Here is a 19,716-nt window from a genome sequence, read left to right as displayed (position 1 = left end):
GCTGTAGCACGACGTGAAAGCAACATGCAGATCCGACCCCTGGCCGACCGCTGCAGGGCGGCAGTCTCCGCTGGAAGAGGCAGGGCGAGGCCATTGTGCCCTTCGGGATATTGGGATTATACCACCAGCCGAATTATCCTGCGCGCCGCCCCGCATCCGGGCGGCCACCCGACCGGAGACCCGAAACATGACCCCCTTCGCGATTGCAGGCATCCAGATGCAGGTCAGTGCCGTGCACTCGAACGTCGAGGGGATGCTGCAGCGGCTGGATATCCTGATGGCCCGCTTTCCATGGACGCAGATGGTGCTGTTCAGCGAACTGGCGCCCTTCGGCCCCCTGCCCCGCTATGCCCAGCCGTTCATGAACGACACGCTGGAGCGCTTCTGCAACGCGGCCCGGCACCACCGGGTCTGGCTGATCCCCGGTTCGATGTTCGAGATGGGCCTGGACGGCAAGATTTACAACACCTCTGCCGTGATCAACCCGGCGGGCGAGATCGTGTCGAGCTATCGCAAGATGTTCCCGTTCCGGCCCTACGAGGCTGAAGTCGAGGGCGGAACCGAGTTCTGCATCTTCGACGTGCCCGACGTGGGACGATTCGGGGTCTCGATCTGCTATGACATCTGGTTCCCCGAGACGACGCGGCAGCTGACCAGCGCCGGCGTCGAGGTTCTGCTGCACCCCGTGCTGACCGGGACCACCGACCGCGACGCGGAACTGGCGATTGCGCGGGCGACGGCCGCGCAGTTCCAGTGCTATGTCTTCGATGTGAACGGCCTTGGTGCAGGCGGCGTCGGCAAGTCCTGTGTCGTGGACCCGTCTGCCCATGTGCTGCACCAGTCGGCCGGACAGGAGGACCTGTTCCCCATCGAGGTGGACCTGGACGTCGTGCGGCGACAGCGCGAGACCGGCATGAAGGGGCTTGGCCAGGTCCTCAAGAGCTTCCGGGACAGGACGGTTGATTTTTCGGTTTATGACCGGAATAGTGGCGCAGACGGTTATTTGAAGACGCTGGGGCCGCTGGAACTTTCAGGACAGGGATCGCGGGCCGGGATACATGTAGGTCACACGGGCGAGACCGCCCCGCAGACTCGGCATGGCCACAACCTGCATGTCACGGCGCCCGACCTCTCGAAAGGCGCGATCTGAACGCCAGGACCAGGGCGTCGGCGCAGAGAGGCTCCCCGGGCGCCGGACATGGCAAGGAGGAGAGGAGCCGCCGATGCAATCGGTTCATGAATACTATTCCGCCATCCAGTTGCGGTCGGATCGCTGGAGCAGCCTCCAGCAGAACCTCGCGACGCTTGCCCGGGCGCCCGAGGCGCGCGGGGCGGCGGCCCTGCGCAAGCGGATCGCCGAGCTGTTCGATGCCCTGACGGTGATCGAACCCTACTGGGCCTTCCCCGGAACGGCCGCCTTCGATCACCTGCGGCGGCAGTTCGAACACGGCAACATCACCGATGCCGCCCATGGCGCGCAGCGCGTGAAGCGGGCCCTTACCTCGGGCGCCTACCGCCGCCGCCACATCCCGCTGGAACGCGACAGCACCGACGGCGACGATCACGATGACGAGGCGATGCTGTCGCCCGAGGCGCGGGCGCTGTCGAAACCCTATTTCGAGGTGCTGATCGTCGACGACGTGAACGAGCATCAGGAGAGATGGCTCAAGTCCAACGTCGCCCGGATGCGGCGCACCGAGGATCCGTTCATCTACGAGGCGGTCGTCGTTCCAAGCATCGAGGACGCGCTGATTGCGATCCTCTTCAACCACAACATCCAGGCGGTCGTCGTCCGCCCCGGGCTTTCGCTGAAATCGAAGACCGAGGTGCCGATCCTGAAGCGGTATCTCAACCGCGCCGGTGGGCCCGAGGGAATCGAGGCGCTGTCGCCCGAGGACTGGGGGCCGGAACTGTGCCGCCTCATCGCCCGCGTGCGCCCGGAACTCGACGCCTATCTGGTGACCGACCGCTCGGTCGAGGATATCGCGGGCCTCGATCTCGGCATCTGCCGGCGGGTGTTCTACAACCTCGAGGATTTCTTCGAGCTGCACCTCAACATACTGCGCGGCGTTCAGGCCCGCAACAAGACGCCCTTCTTCACCGCGCTCGTGAATTATTCCAAGCAGCCGACCGGGGTCTTCCACGCGCTTCCGATCAGCCGTGGCAAGTCGATCAGCCGGTCACACTGGATCCAGGACATGGGCGCCTTCTACGGCCCCAACATCTTCCTGGCCGAAACATCGGCCACCTCGGCCGGGCTCGACAGCCTGCTCGAGCCGCACGGGCCGATCAAGGAGGCGCAGGAACTGGCCAGCCGTGCCTTCGGCTCGCGGCAGACCTTCTTTGCGACGAACGGCACCTCGACCTGCAACAAGATCGTGGTGCAGGCGCTGGTGCATCCCGGCGACATCGTGCTGGTGGACCGCGACTGCCACAAGTCGCACCACTACGGGATGGTGCTGGCAGGCGCGCAGGTCGTCTACCTCGACAGCTACCCGCTGAACGACTACTCGATGTATGGCGCGGTGCCGCTGCGCGAGATCAAGCACCAGCTTCTCAGACTTAAGGCTGCCGGCAAGCTCGACCGGGTGCGGATGCTGCTTCTTACTAACTGCACCTTCGACGGGATCGTCTACAACGTCGAGCGGGTGATGGAGGAATGCCTTGCGATAAAGCCCGACCTGATCTTCCTCTGGGACGAGGCATGGTTCGCTTTCGCTCGCTTCGGCCCCACCTACCGCCAGCGCACGGCGATGAACGCCGCCAACGCCTTGCGCGAAAGGCTCCGCACCCCCGAGCAGGAGAGGGCCTGGACCGCCCAGCAGGAAAAGCTGAAGGACGCCGACGAGGAAACGATCCTGCAGACTCGGCTGGTGGCCCCGCCCGATGCCCGCGTCCGCGTCTATGCCACGCAATCGACGCACAAGACCCTGACCTCGCTGCGCCAGGGGTCGATGATCCACGTCAACGATCAGGACTTCAAGGGAAGGGTCGAGCAGAGCTTCCACGAAGCCTACATGACGCATACCTCGACCTCGCCCAACTATCAGATCATCGCCAGTCTGGATGTCGGCCGCCGGCAGGTGGAACTTGAAGGCTTCGAATTCGTGCAGCGGCAGGTTGAGGCGGCCATGGCGATGCGCCGCGCGATCTCGACGCACCCGCAGCTGAAGAAGTACTTCAAGGTGCTGGCCGCCGGCGACATGATCCCGGCCGAATTCCGCGAAAGCGGCGTCGAAAGCTACTACAACCCCGAACAGGGCTGGACCGACATCTGGGAATGCTGGGAGAAGGACGAATTTGTCCTTGACGCCACGCGCGTCACGCTGACGGTGGGCGGCACCGGCTGGGACGGCGCGACCTTCAAGACCAGGATCCTGATGGACAAGTACGGGATCCAGATCAACAAGACCTCACGCAACACCGTGCTGTTCATGACCAACATCGGAACCACGCGATCATCGGTCGCCTATCTGATCGAGGTCCTGGTGGAAATTGCCAACGGTCTCGATGATCTTCTGGACGACGCCTCGAAGATGGAGCGGCTGGGGTTCGAACGCCGCGTGAAGGCCCTTGTCGAGGACCTGCCTCCGCTGCCGGACTTCAGCCGGTTCCACGATGCCTTCCGCGCCGATCAGGAAACGTCGGAAGGGGATATCCGCAGCGCCTTCTTCCTGGCCTATGACGAGGCGAACTGCGACTATCTCGATCTCGGCGCGGGCCTGCCCGAGGCGCTGAATGACGGCCGCGAAGTCGTGTCGGCCAGTTTCATCATCCCCTATCCGCCCGGCTTCCCCATCCTCGTGCCGGGGCAGGTCATCAGCCGCGAGATCCTGGCCTTCATGCGCGCCCTCGACGTGAGCGAGATCCACGGCTACCGCGCCGACCTTGGCCTGCGTGTCTTCACGCCCGAGGCCCTGGCCCGGATCGCGAAGCCGCAACTTGCGAGGGCGGCGGAATAGAGAAGACCAAGGCGTAGGGAGGAACAGATGCCGAAGAACGACCTTTTGAACATCTCCGAGATCCGGCGGTTCTTCCACCGCAACGAGGACCCGGTCTATTTCATCTCTGCCACCAACTTCAACCTGCTCGGGCTTGATGAATGGTGCAAGAATTTCAAGTATATCTGCTACATCGACTGCTACGACGGCCGCCACCCGAACGTCTTCTGCCCCTCCGAGCAGCCGCATGCCGAATTCCAGTCCATCGAGGACATCAACAATTATCTTCTTCAGCACAAGGAGGTCATCGACTACGTCAAGCGCCGCGGCGGCAAGCCGAAGTTCGTCTTCCTGATGTTCGACGAGACGACCGAGCGGCTGTCGAAAGAACTCGGCGCCGAGGTCTGGTTCCCAAAGGCCAGCCTGCGCAGCCGGATGGACAACAAGATCGAGACAGTGCGTGTCGGCAACAAGGCGGGCGTCTTTTCGGTGCCCAATACCCTGTCCGAGGTGAAGGACTACAAGCACCTCCAGCAGGTCTGCGAGAAGGCGGGGCTGGGGCACGACCTCGTGCTTCAATCGGCCTTCGGTGATTCCGGCCACACCACCTTCTTCATCAAGTCCGAAGCTGAATTCCGCCGCCACGCGCACGAGATCGTCGGCCAGGGCGAGATCAAGATCATGAAGCGCATCGACTGCCGCGGCTCGGCGATCGAGGCTTGCGCCACGAGGGAGGGCACGATCGTCGGTCCACTGATGACCGAGCTCGTGGGCTTCAAGGAACTGACACCCTACCGTGGAGGCTGGTGCGGCAACGAGATCTTCTCGACCGCCTTTCAGCCCAAGGTACGCCAGCAGGCGCGCGAGCTGACATTCAAGTTCGGCGAGCAACTGCGGAAAGAGGGGTATCGGGGCTATTTCGAGCTGGACTTCCTGATCGACAAGAAGACGGGCGAGCTCTGGCTGGGAGAGCTGAACCCCCGCATCACCGGCGCCAGCTCGATGACCAATCACGCCGCCTTCGCCCATGCCGACGCGCCGCTGTTCCTGTTCCACCTGCTCGAATTCTCGAAAATGAAGTTCAAGCTGGATGTAGAGGAACTGAATGCGCGCTGGGCCGACCCCGACATGATCGACGGCTGGTCGCAGATGGTCATCAAGCATACCGACGACACGGTGGACATCTGCACGGATTCGCCCCAGACGGGCATCTACAGGATGCTGGGGGACGGGCGCGTGGTCTTCGACCGCTTCGACTATCACCGCCGGGCGGTCGAATCCGAGAACGAGGCCTTTTTCCTGCGCATCCTGCGGCCGGGCGACTACCGCTATGAGGGCGCCGACGTCGGGATCCTGGTTACGCGCGGCCGGTCGATGACGACCGGCTTCCAACTGAACGAAAGGGCGAAGAAGTGGATCCACGGCATCAAGCAGGCGGTCCTCGCCAAGCCGCTGCCGATGGCGGCGGCCGGACCGGCGCTGAACGACCCCGCCTTCAAGATCATGTAGCCCGTCGCACGACCGGAACACGCGCGTGGAACTGATCTGGCGCGCCATCGACGAAGCGGAGCCGGGCCCGAAATGGGCCGCGCTCTTCGCCGAGTTCTGGCCCAGTTATCAGCGCTGGTGGCTGCGCGAAGGCGAGGATGCCCGCCCGACCTACTTGGAGGGCCTTCAGGCCCTGCGCAGCCACATGCCCGAGATCGTGCCGCTTTATGAACGGCTTTGCGATCTGGCCGGCGGTGGCGACCAGGCGGCAAGGTTCCTCAGCTTCTATCGCCCGCCGCCCTATCTCTCGGGCTGCAGCCAGGCGGTCTGGCCCGGAAAGGAACCGGTCCTCGTCCGCAACTACGACTACAGTCCCCAGGCGTTCGACAGCCTCGTCCTGCGCACCGTCTGGAATGGCCGCACCGTTCTGGGGACCTCCGACGGTCTCTGGGGGCTGGTAGACGGCATGAATGATGCGGGGCTCGCGCTGTCGCTCACCTTCGGCGGCAGGCGGGTGGTCGGCGATGGCTTCGGCGTGCCGCTCATACTCCGCTATGTGCTGCAGACCTGCGAGACGACCGAAGGCGCGGCCCGCGCGCTTGCGCGCATCCCGACCCACATGAGCTACAACGTCACAGTCGTCGACCGCCGCCGCCGCATCCGCACGGTGATGATGTCCCCCGACCGCCCCGCCCGGATCACCCACGGCGCCGTGGCGACGAATCATCAGGACCGGGTGGAATGGGACAGCCACGCCCGCCTGACCGCCACGGTCGAGCGTGAGCGGTTCCTGCTGCAACGCCTGACGCTGCATGTCGAACCGGAAGAGAAGTTCATTCAGGCCTTCCTGCGCCCGCCGCTCTACTCCACGGCGTTTGCTCTCGGCTTCGGCACCCTCTACACCGCCGCCTACCGTCCGCGCCTCGGACAGATGGAACTGCGCTGGCCGCAGGCCGCATGGCCACTGCATATCGGCGGATTCCCGGATCAAATACGCAGGACCTACACGCCCGAGGAGTGCACCAACCTCGGCAGATGACCTGGCCACCAGCTCTCTTCAAGCGTGAGCGAGACCGTGGGTTGGAGTATTGCCGATTTGGGCGGGTTGGCCTGCTGCCGGTCTCGTGGAGACGAAGATAAGATCGTGACCAAGGAATGGGAGATCGGACATGGCAAACCCCGTCCTCGGACGGGGCGGCCTTCGCGCCATGTGGGCGCGTCAGGCGGCGTGTTCGCCTTCCTTGAAGGCGCTCGTTGGTGATCTGGTGCTGTGACCCCCGATAGCTCGTCCATCTGATGCTAGAGTCCGGCCGAGGGAGAGGACCGGACATGAAGAGATCGAGGTTCACGGAAGAGCAGATCATTGCGATCCTGCGTGCGCAGGAGGCGGGCGCGAAGACGGCCGAGGTTTGCCGCAGGCACGGGATCAGCGGCGCCACGTTCTATGCCCGGAAGGCGAAGTTCGGCGGCATGGCGCCTTCGGAAGCCACGCGACTGAAGGCGCTCGAAGACGAGAGCGCCAAGCTGAAGCGCCTGCTCGCCGAGGCGATGCTCGACAACACCGCGCTGAAGGATCTGCTCTCAGAAAATGGTGACGCCCGCCGCCAGGCGCGAGGCCGTCGCCCATCTCGAACAGGGATACGAGATGAGCGAGCGGCGGGCGTGTTCCCTGATCGGGGTCGATCGGTCGTCGGTGCTATACGGGCATCGTCGCCCGGGCCAAGGGCGGCATGAACACCAGGTTGGATGCCGTCACCGACGCCGAGGGCCGCCCGCTCCGCTTCTTCATGACCGCAGGCCAGGTCAGTGACAACACGAGTGCGGCCGCCCTGCTGGGCAGCCTGCCAAAGGCGGAGTGGTTGCTGGCCAACCGCGGCCATGACGCCGACTGGTTCAGAGACGCGTTGAAAGAAAAGGGATAAAGCCCTGCATCCCCGGCAGGAGGTCCCGCGGCAAACCCAGCACGCACGACAAGCGCCGCGACAAACGCCGCAACCGGATCGAGATCATGCTCGGCAGGCTCAGGGATTGGCGCAGGATCGCAACCCGCGACGACAGGTGCACCAAGGTCTTCCTCTCCGCCATCGCCCTCGCCGCAACCGTCATGTTCTGGCCATGACGAGAGATCGAGTCCTGATTCCAGGGCATTCAAAGGCGCCTGCCGCGGGAATGATCCGCCTGGCGTTGGCGAGTCTCCTGGTCTGGTAAAGAGCCGGGAACCATGCCTCCGCTCGGAACACAGGCCAGGGCTGCTGCCAGCATCGAGACATTGTCCGCGCGAAAGCCGAAATCCAGGCCTGACGCATCAGGCAATCGTCGGGGCAAGAAGAGACCGCAAGCCCCCTTTCACCCGGCTAAGGCGCCGCGTCGATCACCGGTCGCCGCAAGCCTTGCAGTCGGTCCCACTACGCGGAACGCGCCAAACTCAGCCCGGCCCCTTGCCTTGGTCCAAATATCCTCTGGGGGTCCGGGGGGCGAAGCGCCCCCGGCCATCGCGGGACGCAACCGCCCCGCGCGCGGCCTCAGACCACCCGGTCGACCATCATGTGCTTGATCGAGGCGATCGCCTTGGCCGGGTTCAGCCCCTTGGGACAGGTATTGGTGCAGTTCATGATCGTGTGGCAGCGATACAGCTTGAACGGGTCCTCCAGCTCGTCCAGCCGCTCGCCCGTCGCCTCGTCGCGCGAATCGATGATCCAGCGATATGCGTGCAGCAGGGCGGCCGGCCCCAGATAGCGATCGCCGTTCCACCAGTAGGACGGGCAGGCGGTCGAGCAGGACGCGCAGAGGATGCATTCATAAAGCCCGTCCAGCTTCTTGCGATCCTCGATCGACTGCTTCCATTCCTTGCCGGGCGTTGGCGTCTTGGTCTGGAGGTAGGGGTTCACCGAGGCGTGCTGGGCATAGAAATGCGTCAGGTCCGGGATCAGGTCCTTGACCACCGGCATGTGCGGCAGCGGATAGATGGCCACGTCGCCCGCGACCTCGTCGATGCCGAAGATGCAGGCCAGACGGTTGCCGCCGTCGATGACCATCGCGCAGGATCCGCAGATGCCTTCGCGGCAGGACCGCCGGAAGGACAGGGTCGGATCGATCTCGTTCTTGATCTTGATCAGCGCGTCCAGCACCATCGGCCCGCACTTGTCGAGATCGATGAAGTAGGTGTCCAGGCGTGGGTTCTCGCCGGTATCGGGGTCCCAGCGATAGATCTTGAACTTGCGCAGGTTCGTCGCGCCCTCGGGCTTGGGCCAGGTCTTGCCGACCCGGATCTGGCTGTTCTTGGGCAGGGTGAACTGGACCATCTTGAACCTCGTCTATGCTTGGCGGGACGGCGCCGGGCCGCCCTTGCTGGGTAGGATAAGAGACCGCGCGCCCGGCGTCCGCACCGGCCGGCACGGGCGCCATGCGAGGCAGCAGGCGGGCGCGACGGCGCGCACCGCCATCAGCCCCGCCAGCCCGGCTGGTCGGCAAGGCTGCGGGTCGGCATCTGCCCCGAACGGCGCAGGACGCAGCGGTTGAACACGTCCGAGGGGTCGCGCCCCATCAGGTAATCGCTGGAAATGTTCAGCTCGACACTGCCGATGGCGCCGGACGACCGGCCGCCGCCCCCCGCGACCCCCATTGTCACCTGCCCGCGCGGCCCCGACGCCAGTTCGGCGTCGCGCAGGCAGGACGCCTCGGCCCGCTCGACCGGCAGCGGCGCGCAACCCGCCAACGCGGCGGCAAGGCACATGGGCGGGACAAGGGACCGCAGGCGCATCACGTCACGCCGAGCGCGCGGCGCTGGCGATGCACTGGGTCGTCGCCGGCCGCGAGACGATCGCCGCCACGCTGTCGGCGGTGCCGCTGACGCCCGAACGCGACATCTGCGCGATGTCGATCAGTTCGGCGGTGGTCGCATTCGCCACCACGCAATCGGTGAAGGGTGCGACATTCGCGCCCGGCAGCCGCTTCTGCATCTCGCTGTTGATGACGCTGCGCGCCACGGCGCGCGAGGCGGCATCCAGCACGGTGGGCATCGGCGCCGTGGTCACCGGGCCCGAGGGCAGCGGAGTGGCCACGGGCATCGGGGCGACACAACCCGCAAGCGCGAGGCCGGTGGCAAGCAGGGCCGCGGAGGAAATGAAGCGCATCAGTAAACCCTTTTCTTCGGTGCAATCTTGTTCAGGTCGATCCCACCCTGATCGGCCGCAGTCAGCGGCTCGAGATGAACGGGGCGATAGTCGAGTTTAACCGCGTTCCCCTCGACCCAAGCAAGCGAATGCTTGCGCCAGTTGGCGTCATCCCGCTCAGGATGGTCCTCATGCGCATGGGCGCCGCGGCTTTCCTTGCGCGCCTCGGCCGCCACGATCGTGGCCAGCGCGTTCGGCATCAGGTTGGTCAGCTCCAGCGTCTCCATCAGGTCGGTATTCCAGATCAGCCCGCGGTCGGTGACGTGCAGATCGTCCAGCTTGCCGGCGATGGCCTGCATCTTGCCCATGCCCTCGGCCAGCGTCCTGTCGGTGCGGAACACCGCCGCATCGGCCTGCATGGTCTTCTGCATCTCGAGCCGCAGTTCGGCCGTCGGCGTGCCGCCGGCGGCGTTGCGAAGCCCGTCAAAGCGGTCCAGCGCGCGATCGACCTGGGCCTGGTCGGTGGCAGGCACCGCGCCCTCGCGATCGACCACCTGGCCCGCGCGGATCGCGGCGGCTCGGCCGAACACCACAAGATCGATCAGGCTGTTCGAGCCGAGGCGGTTGGCGCCATGCACGCTGGCACAGCCCGCCTCGCCCACTGCCATCAGGCCCGGGAAGATCGCGTCCGGATTGTCGGCGGTCGGGTTCAGCACCTCGCCCCAGTAGTTCGTGGGGATGCCGCCCATGTTGTAATGCACCGTGGGCAGGATCGGGATCGGCTGCTTGGTGACATCCACCCCGGCAAAGATCTTGGCCGATTCGCTGATGCCCGGCAGCCGTTCGGCCAGCGCCTCGGGCGGCAGGTGCATGAGGTTCAGGAACATGTGGTCCTTCTGCGGCCCCACCCCGCGACCCTCGCGGATCTCGATGGTGATGCAGCGGCTGACCACGTCGCGGCTGGCCAGGTCCTTGTAGGTCGGGGCATAGCGTTCCATGAACCGCTCGCCTTCCGAGTTGGTCAGATAGCCCCCCTCACCGCGCGCGCCCTCGGTGATCAGGCAGCCCGATCCGTAGATGCCGGTCGGGTGGAACTGAACGAATTCCATGTCCTGCAGCGGAAGGCCGGCGCGGGCGACCATGCCGCCGCCGTCGCCGGTGCAGGTATGCGCGCTGGTGGCGCTGAAATAGGCGCGTCCATAGCCGCCGGTCGCCAGCACGGTCATCTTGGCGTTGAAGACGTGGATCGTGCCGTCATCCAGCTTCCAGCAGACGACGCCGGTGCAACGGCCATCGCTGACGATCAGGTCCAGCGCGAAATACTCGATGAAGAACTCCGCGTTGTTCTTCAGACTCTGGCCATACAGCGTGTGCAGGATCGCATGGCCGGTTCGGTCGGCGGCGGCGCAGGTGCGCTGCACCGGGGGGCCTTCGCCGAATTCGGTCGTGTGGCCGCCGAAGGGGCGCTGGTAGATCCGGCCATCCTCGGTGCGCGAGAAGGGCACGCCGTAATGTTCCAGTTCGTAGACCGCCTTCGGTGCCTCGCGCGCGAGGTATTCCATCGCGTCGGTGTCGCCCAGCCAGTCCGACCCCTTGACGGTGTCGTACATGTGCCACTGCCAGTTGTCGGGGCCCATGTTCGACAGCGAGGCGGCGATGCCGCCCTGCGCCGCGACGGTGTGGCTGCGCGTCGGGAAGACCTTGGTCACGCAGGCGGTGCGCAGACCCTGCTCGGCCATGCCGAGCGTCGCGCGCAGGCCGGCACCGCCGGCGCCCACGACCACCACGTCATAGTCATGCGTCTGGATTTCATATGCAGCCATGTCGTCCTCAGATCGCGATGTTGATGAAGGCCATCTTCGCCAGCGCGAAGACCGCCGCGGCGATGACGCCCCAGCCGAAGATGATCGAAATGATGATCGCGCCCTTGCGCGCGGTGCCCTGCAGGTAGTCCTCGATCATGATCCGGGTGCCCTTGATGAAGTGGATCATGCCCACGATCACGAACAGCGCGGTGACCAGCCCCGGATAGGGCCGCCCGAAATAGCCCACCAGCGCATCGCGGGGCAGGCCGATTGCGGTGCCGATGACCATCAGGAAGGCGGGGGTCAGCAGGATCAGCGCGCAGGCGCTGACGGTCATCGCCCAGTGGTGCTGGGTGCCGCTATGGGCGGCGCCCAGACCTGCGGCGGCCTTGCGGGGGGTGATGTATCGCATGGGTTTGCCCTCGCTCAGAGGATGAAGAACAGGATCAGCGAGATCAGCGTCAGGACCACCGATCCGACGATGATCGCCATCGAGGACTTGCGCGATTCCTCGATGCCCAGCCCGATGCCGGCATCGTAGAACAGGTGCCGGATGCCGGCCAGCGCGTGATACCACAGCGCCCAGGCCGAGCCGGTGAGGATCAGGAAGCCCAGCCAGGACCGCACCACCCAGTCGGCCGCCGCGAAGGCGCGCGGACCGCTGACCGCGCCGACCAGCCACCAAACGATCAGCAGGATGCCGGCAACGAGGGCATGGCCGGTGATCCGCGTCAGGATCGAGGTCACCGCCGCCAGCGGCAGCTTGTAGACCTGGAGATGGGGGGAAAGCGGCCGGTTGCCCCGGTTCACATCGGCCATAATGCGGCCCTCCTTTGTCGGTTCAAGCTCGACCCGTCGCAGGCTTTCGGCTGGCCGCGCGGGCTGGCGATTGACGATGCTTCTGTCGGCATTTCTGCCACCTGTCATCCGCATATGCCACCCCGAAGCGGGGAAATGCACGGATTAGTCTTTTTGTGATCACGGAAATGTCGCCTGTGATCACAGCCGACGCTGGCGGGCGAATTGCGTTAGCGTCAACAACTTGCGGGGTCATGCGCACCGGACACGGGCCGGCGTCGCGCGGCCGGGCGGTCATGCCTCGTCCTGACCCGCCATCAGCAGCCCGGTGCCGCCCTGCCATGGCCGGCACCCGCCCAGGAAATGGTTGATCTCGGCGGGGCTGCGCAGATGGACCAGGTGCAGATGGGGTGGCGGCGCATCGACGATTCGGCGCACGGCCTGCCGCGAGGTTTCGCGCGTGCGCCAGACAAAGCGCAGGAAGTCTACCGTCTGCCGGCCGAGGACCTCGGGACATCCTTCGGGCAGGTCCGGTCGGCTGCGGCCGTGATGGCGCAGGGTGCGCCACAGGATCCGCCGCAGCCGCAGGCCCGCCGGCAGATCCAGCCAGACCAGCAGATCGGCGCGGTTGGCCCGGTCCCGATAGGTGCGCGAATGGCCGCCCTCGAAGATCCATTCGGGGCGCGCATGGATCATCCGGGTCAGCAGGTCCTTTTCCAGCGGCTCGCGCTCGACCCAGCCCGGCTGCCAGTGGATCTGGTCCATGTGATAGACCGGCAACCCGCTGATGGCGGCCAGCCGGCCGGCCAGCCAGGACTTGCCCGACCCTGGCCCGCCAACCACCATGACGCGCCGGACTGGCTGCATCTCAGACCGGCATCAGGGCCCAGTAGTCGAGGTCCAGCAACACCTCGGGGGCGTATCGGCCGTCCTCGCCCTTCAGCGCGAAATCGCCGCTGCTGCCCTTTGTGGCGACCAGCCGCAGGCGGATCGCGCCGACGCCCGGCGCATCGGTCGGGGCCTTGTCCAGAACCTCGGACCAGGCCCGGACGGTCTCGCCCGCGAAACAGGGATTGGCATGCGCACCGGCGTTCAGCGCCACCACCATCTGCGCATTGGCCAGCCCGTTGAACGACAGCGCGCGGGCCATGCTGATGACATGGCCACCATAGATCAGCCGCTTGCCATCGGCGCGGTTGGTCGCGTCGAAATGCACCTTGGCGGTGTTCTGCCACAGCCGGGTGGCCAGCATGTGTTCGGCCTCTTCGATGGTCACGCCATCGACATGGTCGATCTTTTCGCCGATCCGGTAGTCGTCCAGCCTGTGCGGTTCGCCCGCCAGGTCGAAATCGTAATCGGCAAAGCTCAGCCCTTCGGGCACGATCAGGCTGGCCGCATCGACGGCGCCCGCCAGATCGGGCAGGACCGTCTCGGGCGCGGGCGCGGCGGCATCGCGCTTGCGCACCATCACCCACCGCACATACTCCAGCACCGGTTCGTCCATCTGGTTCAGGCCGCGGGTGCGGACATAGACGACGCCCGAGACGCCGCTGCTGTTCTGCTTCAGCCCGATCACCTCGGATTCGGCGCGCAGCGTATCGCCCGGCCAGACCGGCCGCAGCCATCGGCCCTCGGCATAGCCCAGATTGGCCACTGCGTTCAGGCTGACATCGGGCACGGTCTTGCCGAAGACGACGTGGAAGGCGATCAGATCGTCGATCGGGCTGCCATCCAGCCCCGAGGCGGCCGCAAACTCGTCGCTGGAATACAGCGCGTGGCGGGCGGGATAGAGGGCATGATACAGCGCCCGCTCGCCCTCGGCGACGCTGCGCGGGACGGCGTGGCGGATCACCTGCCCGACGCGGTAATCCTCGAAGAAACGGCCCGGATTGGTCTTCGTCATTGCTGCCCCAGCTTCATGTCGGGATGGTAGTCCGCATCGACCTGCTTGGTGACCGGCTGCGCCAGCCGCATCACCCCCTTGACCGGGTCGAAGGCCATCGCCGCGCTGCCATGCAGCGACCAGCCCTTCGACAGCGCCTCGCTGACGCGGTGGCAGAAACGCACCGTGTCGTCCTCGGTGATGCAGCGGTAGAGCGTGGTCATGTCAGCCTCCGAAGGGCCAGGGTCCCAGCCAGCCATGGACCAGCCCCAGCACCAGCATCACGATGACCGCCCCGGCGACGGCCATCGCCTCCTTGCGGGCCGGGAACGGCCCGGACGGCGGGGTCCAGCCCGGCGTCGCGCGGTTGATGACCACGATCTCGACCAGCGCCCACAGCAGCAGCCCCCCGAACAGCAGCAGCGAGGGCATGTCGCCATTCACCAGCAGATGCGCCGCGGCCCACAGTGCGAAGCCGGTCAGTTGCGGGTGGCGGATCGCCGCGGTCACGCGCGTCTTCATGCCGCTGGCCGCATAGAGATACAGGCCCAGCAGCACCAAGAGATTGTTGATGCCGACCAGCGCGGGCGACGGCCCCCACCAGACCGCGCCATCGGCCACCTTGTATCCCCAGATCATCAGGACCACCGAGAAGACGAGGGCCGCGGCGACGGCACCGCGCCCCTTGTCGCCCATCGCCGCGCGGCGTTCCGGGGCGAACCGTCTGAACAGATGCGCCGCCCACCACAGGGCGACACCAAGACCGAGAATCAGCATCTGGCTGCCTTTCGCTGGATGTGAATCGTCAGGCCACCCTGCCCCTAACCCGCCATGGCCGCAATCGCCCCGGCGCGGTCCAGGGTCTTGCGCGCGGTCTCGACATGCAGGTTCTCGACGATCTTGCCATCCACGACGGCCACGCCGCGACCCTCGGCCGTGGCCATGTCGAAGGCCTCGATCTGCCGGCGGGCAAGGTCGATCTCGGCCTCGGTCGGTGCAAAGCAGTCATTGGCGATGGCCAGCTGCGCCGGGTGGATCAGCGTCTTGCCGTCAAATCCCATGTCGCGGCCCTGCGCGCATTCGTCGCGCAGGCCGTCCTCGTCCCTGAAGGCGTTGAAGACCCCGTCGACGATCACGCTGCCATGCGCCTTCGCGGCCAGCAGGCACAGGCCAAGCCCGGCCAGCATCGGCAGCCGGTCGGCCCGAAAGCGGCTGTTGAGGTCCTTGGCGAGGTCGTTGGTGCCCATCACCATCCCCTCGAGCCGGGGATGCGCGGCAATCTGCGCGGCGTTCAGCATGCCCAGCGGCGTCTCCATCATCGCCCACAAGGGCACGTCGGGAACCAGATCCGCCACGCGATCCAGATCGGCGGTACTGTCCACCTTGGGGATCAGGACCGCATCGGCGCGGCCGGCCAACGCGCCCGCGCAGGCGCGGGCGTCGTCGGCGCCCCACTCGGTGGACAGCGCATTGATCCGCACGATCCGGGCACGACCGCCGTAATCGTTCTGCAACGCATCCGCCAGCGCCGCGCGCGCCGCTGATTTTTCCGAGGGCGCGACCGCATCCTCGAGATCGAAGATGATCGCGTCGGCGGCGAGGCCGCGGGCCTTCTCCATCGCGCGGGCATTGGCGGCGGGAATGTAGAGGACGGACCTGTAGGGACGGGCCATGTCAGTCTCCGGGCAATTTTCTTGCGCGAAGCTGCCGCGTCGCGCCAGAAATGGCAAGGCATTTTCGCCGCAGCGCGGCATCAACCTGCCAGTGCCTGCCAGACCAGCCGCAGCGACACCGCCAGCAACCCCCAGGTGATGAGGCTGTAGAACAGCGCCTGCGGGATGATCCGGACCAGCCGCAGCCCGATCCAGACGGAGGCCAGCGCCACCGGCGTCAGCAGCGCGGCGGCCTTCAGGTTGGCCGGCGACAGCTGCCCCAAGGCCCAGTAGGGCAGCAGCTTGACCCAGTTCGTGACCGCGAAGAACCAGGTCGTCGTGCCGGCATAGATGAGGCTGGGCAGGCGAAGCGGCTGGACATAGACCTGATAGGGCGGCGCCCCGGAATGGCTGACAAAGCTGGTATAGCCCGCCAGCGCCCCCCAGAAGCCGCCGCGCAGCAGCGAGGGCGGGCGCGGCGCACCTGCCCCGCCCCGCCGCATCAGGGCGTTCAGCGCGAAAGCCAGGCCGATCACGCCCACGATCAGCGTCACGCCACGGTCGGGCACCACATGCGCGGTTGCCCAGCCGAGCCCGATTCCCACCATCGCGCCGGGCAGCGAGGTAGCCAGAACCCGCGCGTCGAAGCTGCGCCGGAACGCCAGCAGCCCGCCCAGGTCCGACGCCACATAGACCGGCAGCATCAGCCCCGCCGCCTGCACCGGCGACATCACCAGCGACAGCAGCGGCACCGCAAGGATCGCCACCATCGCCAGCCCGCCCTTGGCCATGCCCACCGCCATCGAGGCGAGAACCGCCAGAACCCAGCCCTCGGTCGTCAGATGCAGCATGGTCCCTCCGCGCATGATGCCCCGTGGATGCGCCGGCGCCCCGGAATTGACAAGTGTTAGGGCCATCAATGCCGCGGCGCGGCGCCAGAGGCTTGCGATTCGTTGCCCGAGGGCTTAACCACCGCGCAACATTCCATCCATGAAATCGGAGGTTATCCATGGCCCGACCCAAGATCGCACTCATCGGTGCGGGGCAGATCGGCGGTACGCTGGCGCATCTGGCGGCAATGAAGGAACTTGGCGACGTCATCCTGTTCGACATCGCCGAGGGCACGCCGCACGGCAAGGCGCTGGACATTGCCCAGTCCGGTCCCTCCGAGGGCTTCGACGCGGTCATGAAGGGTGCCAACGACTATGCCGACATCGCCGGGGCCGATGTGTGCATCGTCACCGCGGGCGTTCCGCGCAAGCCGGGGATGAGCCGCGACGACCTGCTGGGCATCAACCTGAAGGTCATGAAGTCGGTCGGCGAGGGCATCGGCAAATACGCCCCCGACGCCTTCGTGATCTGCATCACCAACCCGCTGGACGCCATGGTGTGGGCCCTGCGCGAATTCTCGGGCCTGCCCCATGCCAAGGTCTGCGGCATGGCCGGGGTGCTGGATTCGGCCCGCTTCCGCCACTTCCTGTCTCTGGAATTCGGCGTGTCCATGAAGGACGTGACCGCCTTCGTGCTGGGCGGGCATGGCGACACGATGGTGCCGCTGGCGCGCTATTCGACGGTCGCGGGCATCCCGCTGCCGGATCTGGTCAAGATGGGCTGGACCACCCAGGACAGGCTGGACGCGATCATCCAGCGTACCCGCGACGGCGGCGCCGAGATCGTCGGCCTGCTGAAGACCGGCAGCGCCTTCTATGCCCCCGCCACCAGCGCGATCGAGATGGCCGAGGCCTATCTGAAGGACCAGAAGCGCGTGTTGCCCTGCGCGGCACATGTGGATGGCGCCTATGGTCTCAAGGGCATGTATGTCGGCGTGCCGACCGTGATCGGTGCCGGCGGCGTCGAGAAGGTCATCGACATCGCTCTGGATCGTGACGAACAGGCGATGTTCGACAAGTCGGTGGATGCGGTGAAGGGCCTCGTCGCAGCCTGCCAGGGCATCGACAGCAGCCTCGCCTGACCGCGCCAATCGCATCGGGACAGGACGGCGCACCCTTGCGGGTGCGCCGTTTTCGCATCGGCGCCCCAGCGTCGCGCCGCCGGACAGGCAATCGGTCGTGCAACCTGAGGGACGAATCGCGCCGATTGCGGTAACATCGCCCCTTTTTGTGATCACGGCTTTTCGCGGCGTGATCACAACACTCCGGTTCCTGCTGCTTTTCCGGATTTTACCTTCATTTCCGTTCGCGCCTGCGACAGATTGTGCCAAGAAGCCGCCAAATCTGTCGAACCGAACGAGGGGATCGCGATGAACATCCACGAATATCAGGCCAAGGCGCTGCTGCGCCAGTATGGCGCTCCGGTCAGCGATGGCCGCGTGGTGATGAAGGCCGACGAGGCGAAGTCGGCGGCCGGCGAGATGGACGGCCCGCTGTGGGTGGTGAAGGCGCAGATCCATGCCGGCGGACGCGGCAAGGGCAGCTTCAAGGAAGCCGCAGCCGGCGAGAAGGGCGGCGTGCGCCTGGCCAAGTCGGTGGCCGAGGCCGAGGAACTGACCCGCCAGATGCTGGGCCGCACCCTCGTGACGCACCAGACCGGCCCGGCCGGCAAGCAGGTCAACCGCATCTATATCGAGGATGGCAGCGACATCGCGCGCGAACTGTATCTGGCGCTGCTGGTCGATCGCCAGACCTCGCGCATCTCGTTCGTCGCCTCGACCGAAGGCGGCATGGACATCGAGGAAGTCGCCGCCCACACCCCCGAGAAGATCGTCAGCTTCAGCGTCGATCCGGCCTCGGGCCTCAGCGATTTCCACGGCCGCCGCGTGGCCTTCGCGCTGGGCCTGACCGGCGGCCAGGTCAAGCAATGCGTCGCCCTGGTGAAGAACCTCTATCGCATGTTCATCGAGAAGGACATGGAGATGCTGGAGATCAACCCGCTGATCGTGACCCCCGACGGCCAGATCAAGTGCCTCGACGCCAAGATGGGCTTCGACAACAACGCGCTGTACCGCCAGTCGGACATCATGGCGCTGCGCGACGAGACCGAGGAAGACCCGAAGGAACTGGCCGCCTCGAAGTTTGACCTGAACTACATCGCGCTGGACGGCGAGATCGGCTGCATGGTGAACGGCGCCGGTCTGGCGATGGCGACCATGGACATCATCAAGCTGTTCGGCGCCGAACCCGCCAACTTCCTTGACGTGGGCGGCGGCGCGACAAAGGAAAAGGTCACCGAGGCGTTCAAGATCATCACCAGCGATCCGAACGTCAAAGGCATCCTCGTGAACATCTTCGGCGGCATCATGCGCTGCGACATCATCGCGGAGGGCATCATCGCCGCCGTGAAGGAGGTGGGCCTGCAGGTCCCCCTGGTCGTCCGGCTCGAAGGCACCAATGTCGAGAAGGGCAAGCAGATCATCGCCGAAAGCGGGCTGAACGTGATCGCCGCCGACGACCTCAAGGACGGCGCCGAGAAGATCGTGAAGGCGGTGAAGGGATGAGCACCCTTTCGCGCATTGCCGCCACGGCGCTGCCGTTCCTGGCTGCGACGCCGACTTACGCGCAGGATCACCTCGCGGGCGTCGCCAGAGTGTTCGAGCAGTTTGAAGATCGCTGCGTTCAGGCGCTGACCGATCCCGATGCCTACTTCGCGATGGCGCAGGCCGAGGAAACGGGCGCACGCTTTTCGGCCGCGACCGAGGATGGGGCATTCCGCGTGACCTTGCCGAGCGACATGGAAGCCGCCGAAAACGTCTCGATTGCGACCACCGAAAAATTTCAACGGGTTGGCTGCATCAACGGCTATTTTGACGGCGATCCGGGCGAACAGGCTGCGCTCGTCGCCGCTGTTCAGTCCTACATCGACTCGCGCGATGACCTGACTTTGGCGGCCGGCGGTGAGGTAAAGCTTCCGCAAAGCGATTCGGGTCATGTCATGTCCGAAATGAGCTTCTGGCAGTGGATCGTGGCTGGTCTCGACGTTCCGGACGAAACGCTTGTCTACATCAATGTCGGACCGGGCCATTTTGAGCTCGACGGAGAGCGCGTGATTTCGAAAGCCGGGGACGGCGGATGAATCGGGGCC

18 protein-coding genes and 3 pseudogenes are annotated in these 19,716 nt (G+C 65.8%); 9 read left to right on the top strand and 12 right to left on the bottom strand.

Going from position 1 to position 19,716, the window contains the following annotated elements; genetic code table 11:
- Positions 1-187 precede the first annotated feature (187 nt).
- The 6 genes and pseudogenes from Q5Y72_RS14565 to Q5Y72_RS14540 all read left to right on the top strand — a co-directional run.
- Positions 188-1,150, top strand: a complete 963-nt coding sequence (locus Q5Y72_RS14565; protein WP_305964148.1) for a carbon-nitrogen hydrolase family protein — start codon at positions 188-190, stop codon at positions 1,148-1,150.
- Between the two features lie 73 nt (positions 1,151-1,223).
- The gene (locus Q5Y72_RS14560; RefSeq protein ID WP_305964147.1) at positions 1,224-3,962 is read left to right on the top strand and encodes an aminotransferase class I/II-fold pyridoxal phosphate-dependent enzyme; all 2,739 of its coding nucleotides are present in this window, start codon (positions 1,224-1,226) and stop codon (positions 3,960-3,962) included.
- Between the two features lie 21 nt (positions 3,963-3,983).
- Positions 3,984-5,450 (top strand): annotated as a pseudogene (locus Q5Y72_RS14555) (biotin carboxylase); the annotation flags it as partial.
- Positions 5,451-5,481: 31 nt separating this feature from the next.
- The gene (locus Q5Y72_RS14550; protein ID WP_305964154.1) at positions 5,482-6,468 is read left to right on the top strand and encodes a C45 family autoproteolytic acyltransferase/hydrolase; all 987 of its coding nucleotides are present in this window, start codon (positions 5,482-5,484) and stop codon (positions 6,466-6,468) included.
- A 290-nt stretch (positions 6,469-6,758) separates the two neighbouring features.
- A pseudogene (locus Q5Y72_RS14545) lies at positions 6,759-7,146 on the top strand (transposase); the annotation flags it as partial.
- Positions 7,136-7,548: pseudogene (locus Q5Y72_RS14540) on the top strand (IS5 family transposase); the annotation flags it as partial. The pseudogenes Q5Y72_RS14545 and Q5Y72_RS14540, both read left to right, overlap by 11 nt.
- A gap of 403 nt (positions 7,549-7,951) precedes the next feature.
- On the opposite strand, the gene Q5Y72_RS14535 reads toward Q5Y72_RS14540, so the two are convergent.
- The 12 genes from Q5Y72_RS14535 to Q5Y72_RS14480 all read right to left on the bottom strand — a co-directional run bounded on the left by Q5Y72_RS14535 (position 7,952) and on the right by Q5Y72_RS14480 (position 16,529).
- On the bottom strand, positions 7,952-8,731 hold the full coding sequence (locus Q5Y72_RS14535) for a succinate dehydrogenase iron-sulfur subunit (RefSeq protein ID WP_305964146.1): 780 nt from the start codon (positions 8,729-8,731) through the stop codon (positions 7,952-7,954).
- Between the two features lie 140 nt (positions 8,732-8,871).
- Positions 8,872-9,162, bottom strand: a complete 291-nt coding sequence (locus Q5Y72_RS14530; RefSeq protein WP_305964145.1) for a hypothetical protein — start codon at positions 9,160-9,162, stop codon at positions 8,872-8,874.
- A 31-nt stretch (positions 9,163-9,193) separates the two neighbouring features.
- Entirely contained in the window at positions 9,194-9,562 is a 369-nt protein-coding gene (locus Q5Y72_RS14525) for a hypothetical protein (protein ID WP_305964144.1), read from the bottom strand.
- Positions 9,562-11,364 carry a succinate dehydrogenase flavoprotein subunit gene (sdhA, locus tag Q5Y72_RS14520; protein ID WP_305964143.1) on the bottom strand — a complete coding sequence of 601 codons (1,803 nt, stop codon included), beginning with the start codon at positions 11,362-11,364 and terminating at the stop codon, positions 9,562-9,564. The genes Q5Y72_RS14525 and sdhA overlap by 1 nt, the downstream gene beginning before the upstream one ends.
- A gap of 7 nt (positions 11,365-11,371) precedes the next feature.
- The gene (locus Q5Y72_RS14515) at positions 11,372-11,758 is read right to left on the bottom strand and encodes a succinate dehydrogenase, hydrophobic membrane anchor protein (protein ID WP_305964142.1); all 387 of its coding nucleotides are present in this window, start codon (positions 11,756-11,758) and stop codon (positions 11,372-11,374) included.
- Positions 11,759-11,772: 14 nt separating this feature from the next.
- Positions 11,773-12,165: a succinate dehydrogenase, cytochrome b556 subunit gene (gene sdhC, locus Q5Y72_RS14510; protein WP_305964141.1), complete on the bottom strand. Its 393-nt coding sequence runs from the start codon at positions 12,163-12,165 to the stop codon at positions 11,773-11,775.
- A gap of 273 nt (positions 12,166-12,438) precedes the next feature.
- Complete coding sequence (locus Q5Y72_RS14505) at positions 12,439-13,011, bottom strand: P-loop NTPase family protein (protein WP_305964140.1); 573 nt, start codon at positions 13,009-13,011, stop codon at positions 12,439-12,441.
- 1 nt (position 13,012) lies between these two features.
- Positions 13,013-14,047 (bottom strand): MaoC family dehydratase, encoded by a 1,035-nt coding sequence (locus Q5Y72_RS14500; RefSeq protein ID WP_305964139.1) that lies wholly within the window; start codon positions 14,045-14,047, stop codon positions 13,013-13,015.
- Positions 14,044-14,250 (bottom strand): DUF1737 domain-containing protein, encoded by a 207-nt coding sequence (locus Q5Y72_RS14495; protein ID WP_305964138.1) that lies wholly within the window; start codon positions 14,248-14,250, stop codon positions 14,044-14,046. Before Q5Y72_RS14495 ends, Q5Y72_RS14500 begins: the two co-directional genes overlap by 4 nt.
- Position 14,251: 1 nt before the next feature.
- Complete coding sequence (locus Q5Y72_RS14490) at positions 14,252-14,803, bottom strand: NnrU family protein (RefSeq protein ID WP_305964137.1); 552 nt, start codon at positions 14,801-14,803, stop codon at positions 14,252-14,254.
- Between the two features lie 44 nt (positions 14,804-14,847).
- Positions 14,848-15,699 carry an HpcH/HpaI aldolase/citrate lyase family protein gene (locus Q5Y72_RS14485; protein WP_305964136.1) on the bottom strand — a complete coding sequence of 284 codons (852 nt, stop codon included), beginning with the start codon at positions 15,697-15,699 and terminating at the stop codon, positions 14,848-14,850.
- Positions 15,700-15,779: 80 nt separating this feature from the next.
- Entirely contained in the window at positions 15,780-16,529 is a 750-nt protein-coding gene (locus Q5Y72_RS14480) for a sulfite exporter TauE/SafE family protein (protein WP_305964135.1), read from the bottom strand.
- 158 nt (positions 16,530-16,687) lie between these two features.
- Here Q5Y72_RS14480 and mdh point away from each other — a divergent pair, with 158 nt between their 5' ends.
- The 3 genes from mdh (at position 16,688) to Q5Y72_RS14465 (ending at position 19,707) form a co-directional block, all read left to right on the top strand.
- Positions 16,688-17,650 (top strand): malate dehydrogenase, encoded by a 963-nt coding sequence (gene mdh / locus Q5Y72_RS14475; protein WP_305964134.1) that lies wholly within the window; start codon positions 16,688-16,690, stop codon positions 17,648-17,650.
- A 288-nt stretch (positions 17,651-17,938) separates the two neighbouring features.
- Positions 17,939-19,132, top strand: coding sequence for an ADP-forming succinate--CoA ligase subunit beta (gene sucC, locus Q5Y72_RS14470; RefSeq protein ID WP_305964133.1), 1,194 nt, complete (start codon positions 17,939-17,941; stop codon positions 19,130-19,132).
- Positions 19,129-19,707 (top strand): hypothetical protein, encoded by a 579-nt coding sequence (locus tag Q5Y72_RS14465; protein ID WP_305964132.1) that lies wholly within the window; start codon positions 19,129-19,131, stop codon positions 19,705-19,707. The genes sucC and Q5Y72_RS14465 overlap by 4 nt, the downstream gene beginning before the upstream one ends.
- Positions 19,708-19,716 lie beyond the last annotated feature (9 nt).

Origin of the sequence: Paracoccus spongiarum (genome assembly GCF_030732095.1) — a bacterium.
GTDB lineage: Bacteria > Pseudomonadota > Alphaproteobacteria > Rhodobacterales > Rhodobacteraceae > Paracoccus > Paracoccus spongiarum.
This window is presented reverse-complemented; position numbering and strand designations above follow the sequence as displayed.

Bases quoted from the DNA above. Each gene is read 5' to 3' on its own strand.
- sdhC (WP_305964141.1), bottom strand. From the start codon at position 12,165: ATGGCCGATGTGAACCGGGGCAACCGGCCGCTTTCCCCCCATCTCCAG.
- Q5Y72_RS14515 (WP_305964142.1), bottom strand. From the start codon at position 11,758: ATGCGATACATCACCCCCCGCAAGGCCGCCGCAGGTCTGGGCGCCGCC.
- Q5Y72_RS14535 (WP_305964146.1), bottom strand. From the start codon at position 8,731: ATGGTCCAGTTCACCCTGCCCAAGAACAGCCAGATCCGGGTCGGCAAG.
- sucC (WP_305964133.1), top strand. From the start codon at position 17,939: ATGAACATCCACGAATATCAGGCCAAGGCGCTGCTGCGCCAGTATGGC.
- sdhA (WP_305964143.1), bottom strand. From the start codon at position 11,364: ATGGCTGCATATGAAATCCAGACGCATGACTATGACGTGGTGGTCGTG.
- Q5Y72_RS14560 (WP_305964147.1), top strand. From the start codon at position 1,224: ATGCAATCGGTTCATGAATACTATTCCGCCATCCAGTTGCGGTCGGAT.
- Q5Y72_RS14495 (WP_305964138.1), bottom strand. From the start codon at position 14,250: ATGACCACGCTCTACCGCTGCATCACCGAGGACGACACGGTGCGTTTC.
- Q5Y72_RS14485 (WP_305964136.1), bottom strand. From the start codon at position 15,699: ATGGCCCGTCCCTACAGGTCCGTCCTCTACATTCCCGCCGCCAATGCC.
- Q5Y72_RS14480 (WP_305964135.1), bottom strand. From the start codon at position 16,529: ATGCTGCATCTGACGACCGAGGGCTGGGTTCTGGCGGTTCTCGCCTCG.
- Q5Y72_RS14465 (WP_305964132.1), top strand. From the start codon at position 19,129: ATGAGCACCCTTTCGCGCATTGCCGCCACGGCGCTGCCGTTCCTGGCT.
- Q5Y72_RS14530 (WP_305964145.1), bottom strand. From the start codon at position 9,162: ATGTGCCTTGCCGCCGCGTTGGCGGGTTGCGCGCCGCTGCCGGTCGAG.
- Q5Y72_RS14500 (WP_305964139.1), bottom strand. From the start codon at position 14,047: ATGACGAAGACCAATCCGGGCCGTTTCTTCGAGGATTACCGCGTCGGG.
- Q5Y72_RS14565 (WP_305964148.1), top strand. From the start codon at position 188: ATGACCCCCTTCGCGATTGCAGGCATCCAGATGCAGGTCAGTGCCGTG.
- mdh (WP_305964134.1), top strand. From the start codon at position 16,688: ATGGCCCGACCCAAGATCGCACTCATCGGTGCGGGGCAGATCGGCGGT.
- Q5Y72_RS14505 (WP_305964140.1), bottom strand. From the start codon at position 13,011: ATGCAGCCAGTCCGGCGCGTCATGGTGGTTGGCGGGCCAGGGTCGGGC.
- Q5Y72_RS14525 (WP_305964144.1), bottom strand. From the start codon at position 9,562: ATGCGCTTCATTTCCTCCGCGGCCCTGCTTGCCACCGGCCTCGCGCTT.
- Q5Y72_RS14490 (WP_305964137.1), bottom strand. From the start codon at position 14,803: ATGCTGATTCTCGGTCTTGGTGTCGCCCTGTGGTGGGCGGCGCATCTG.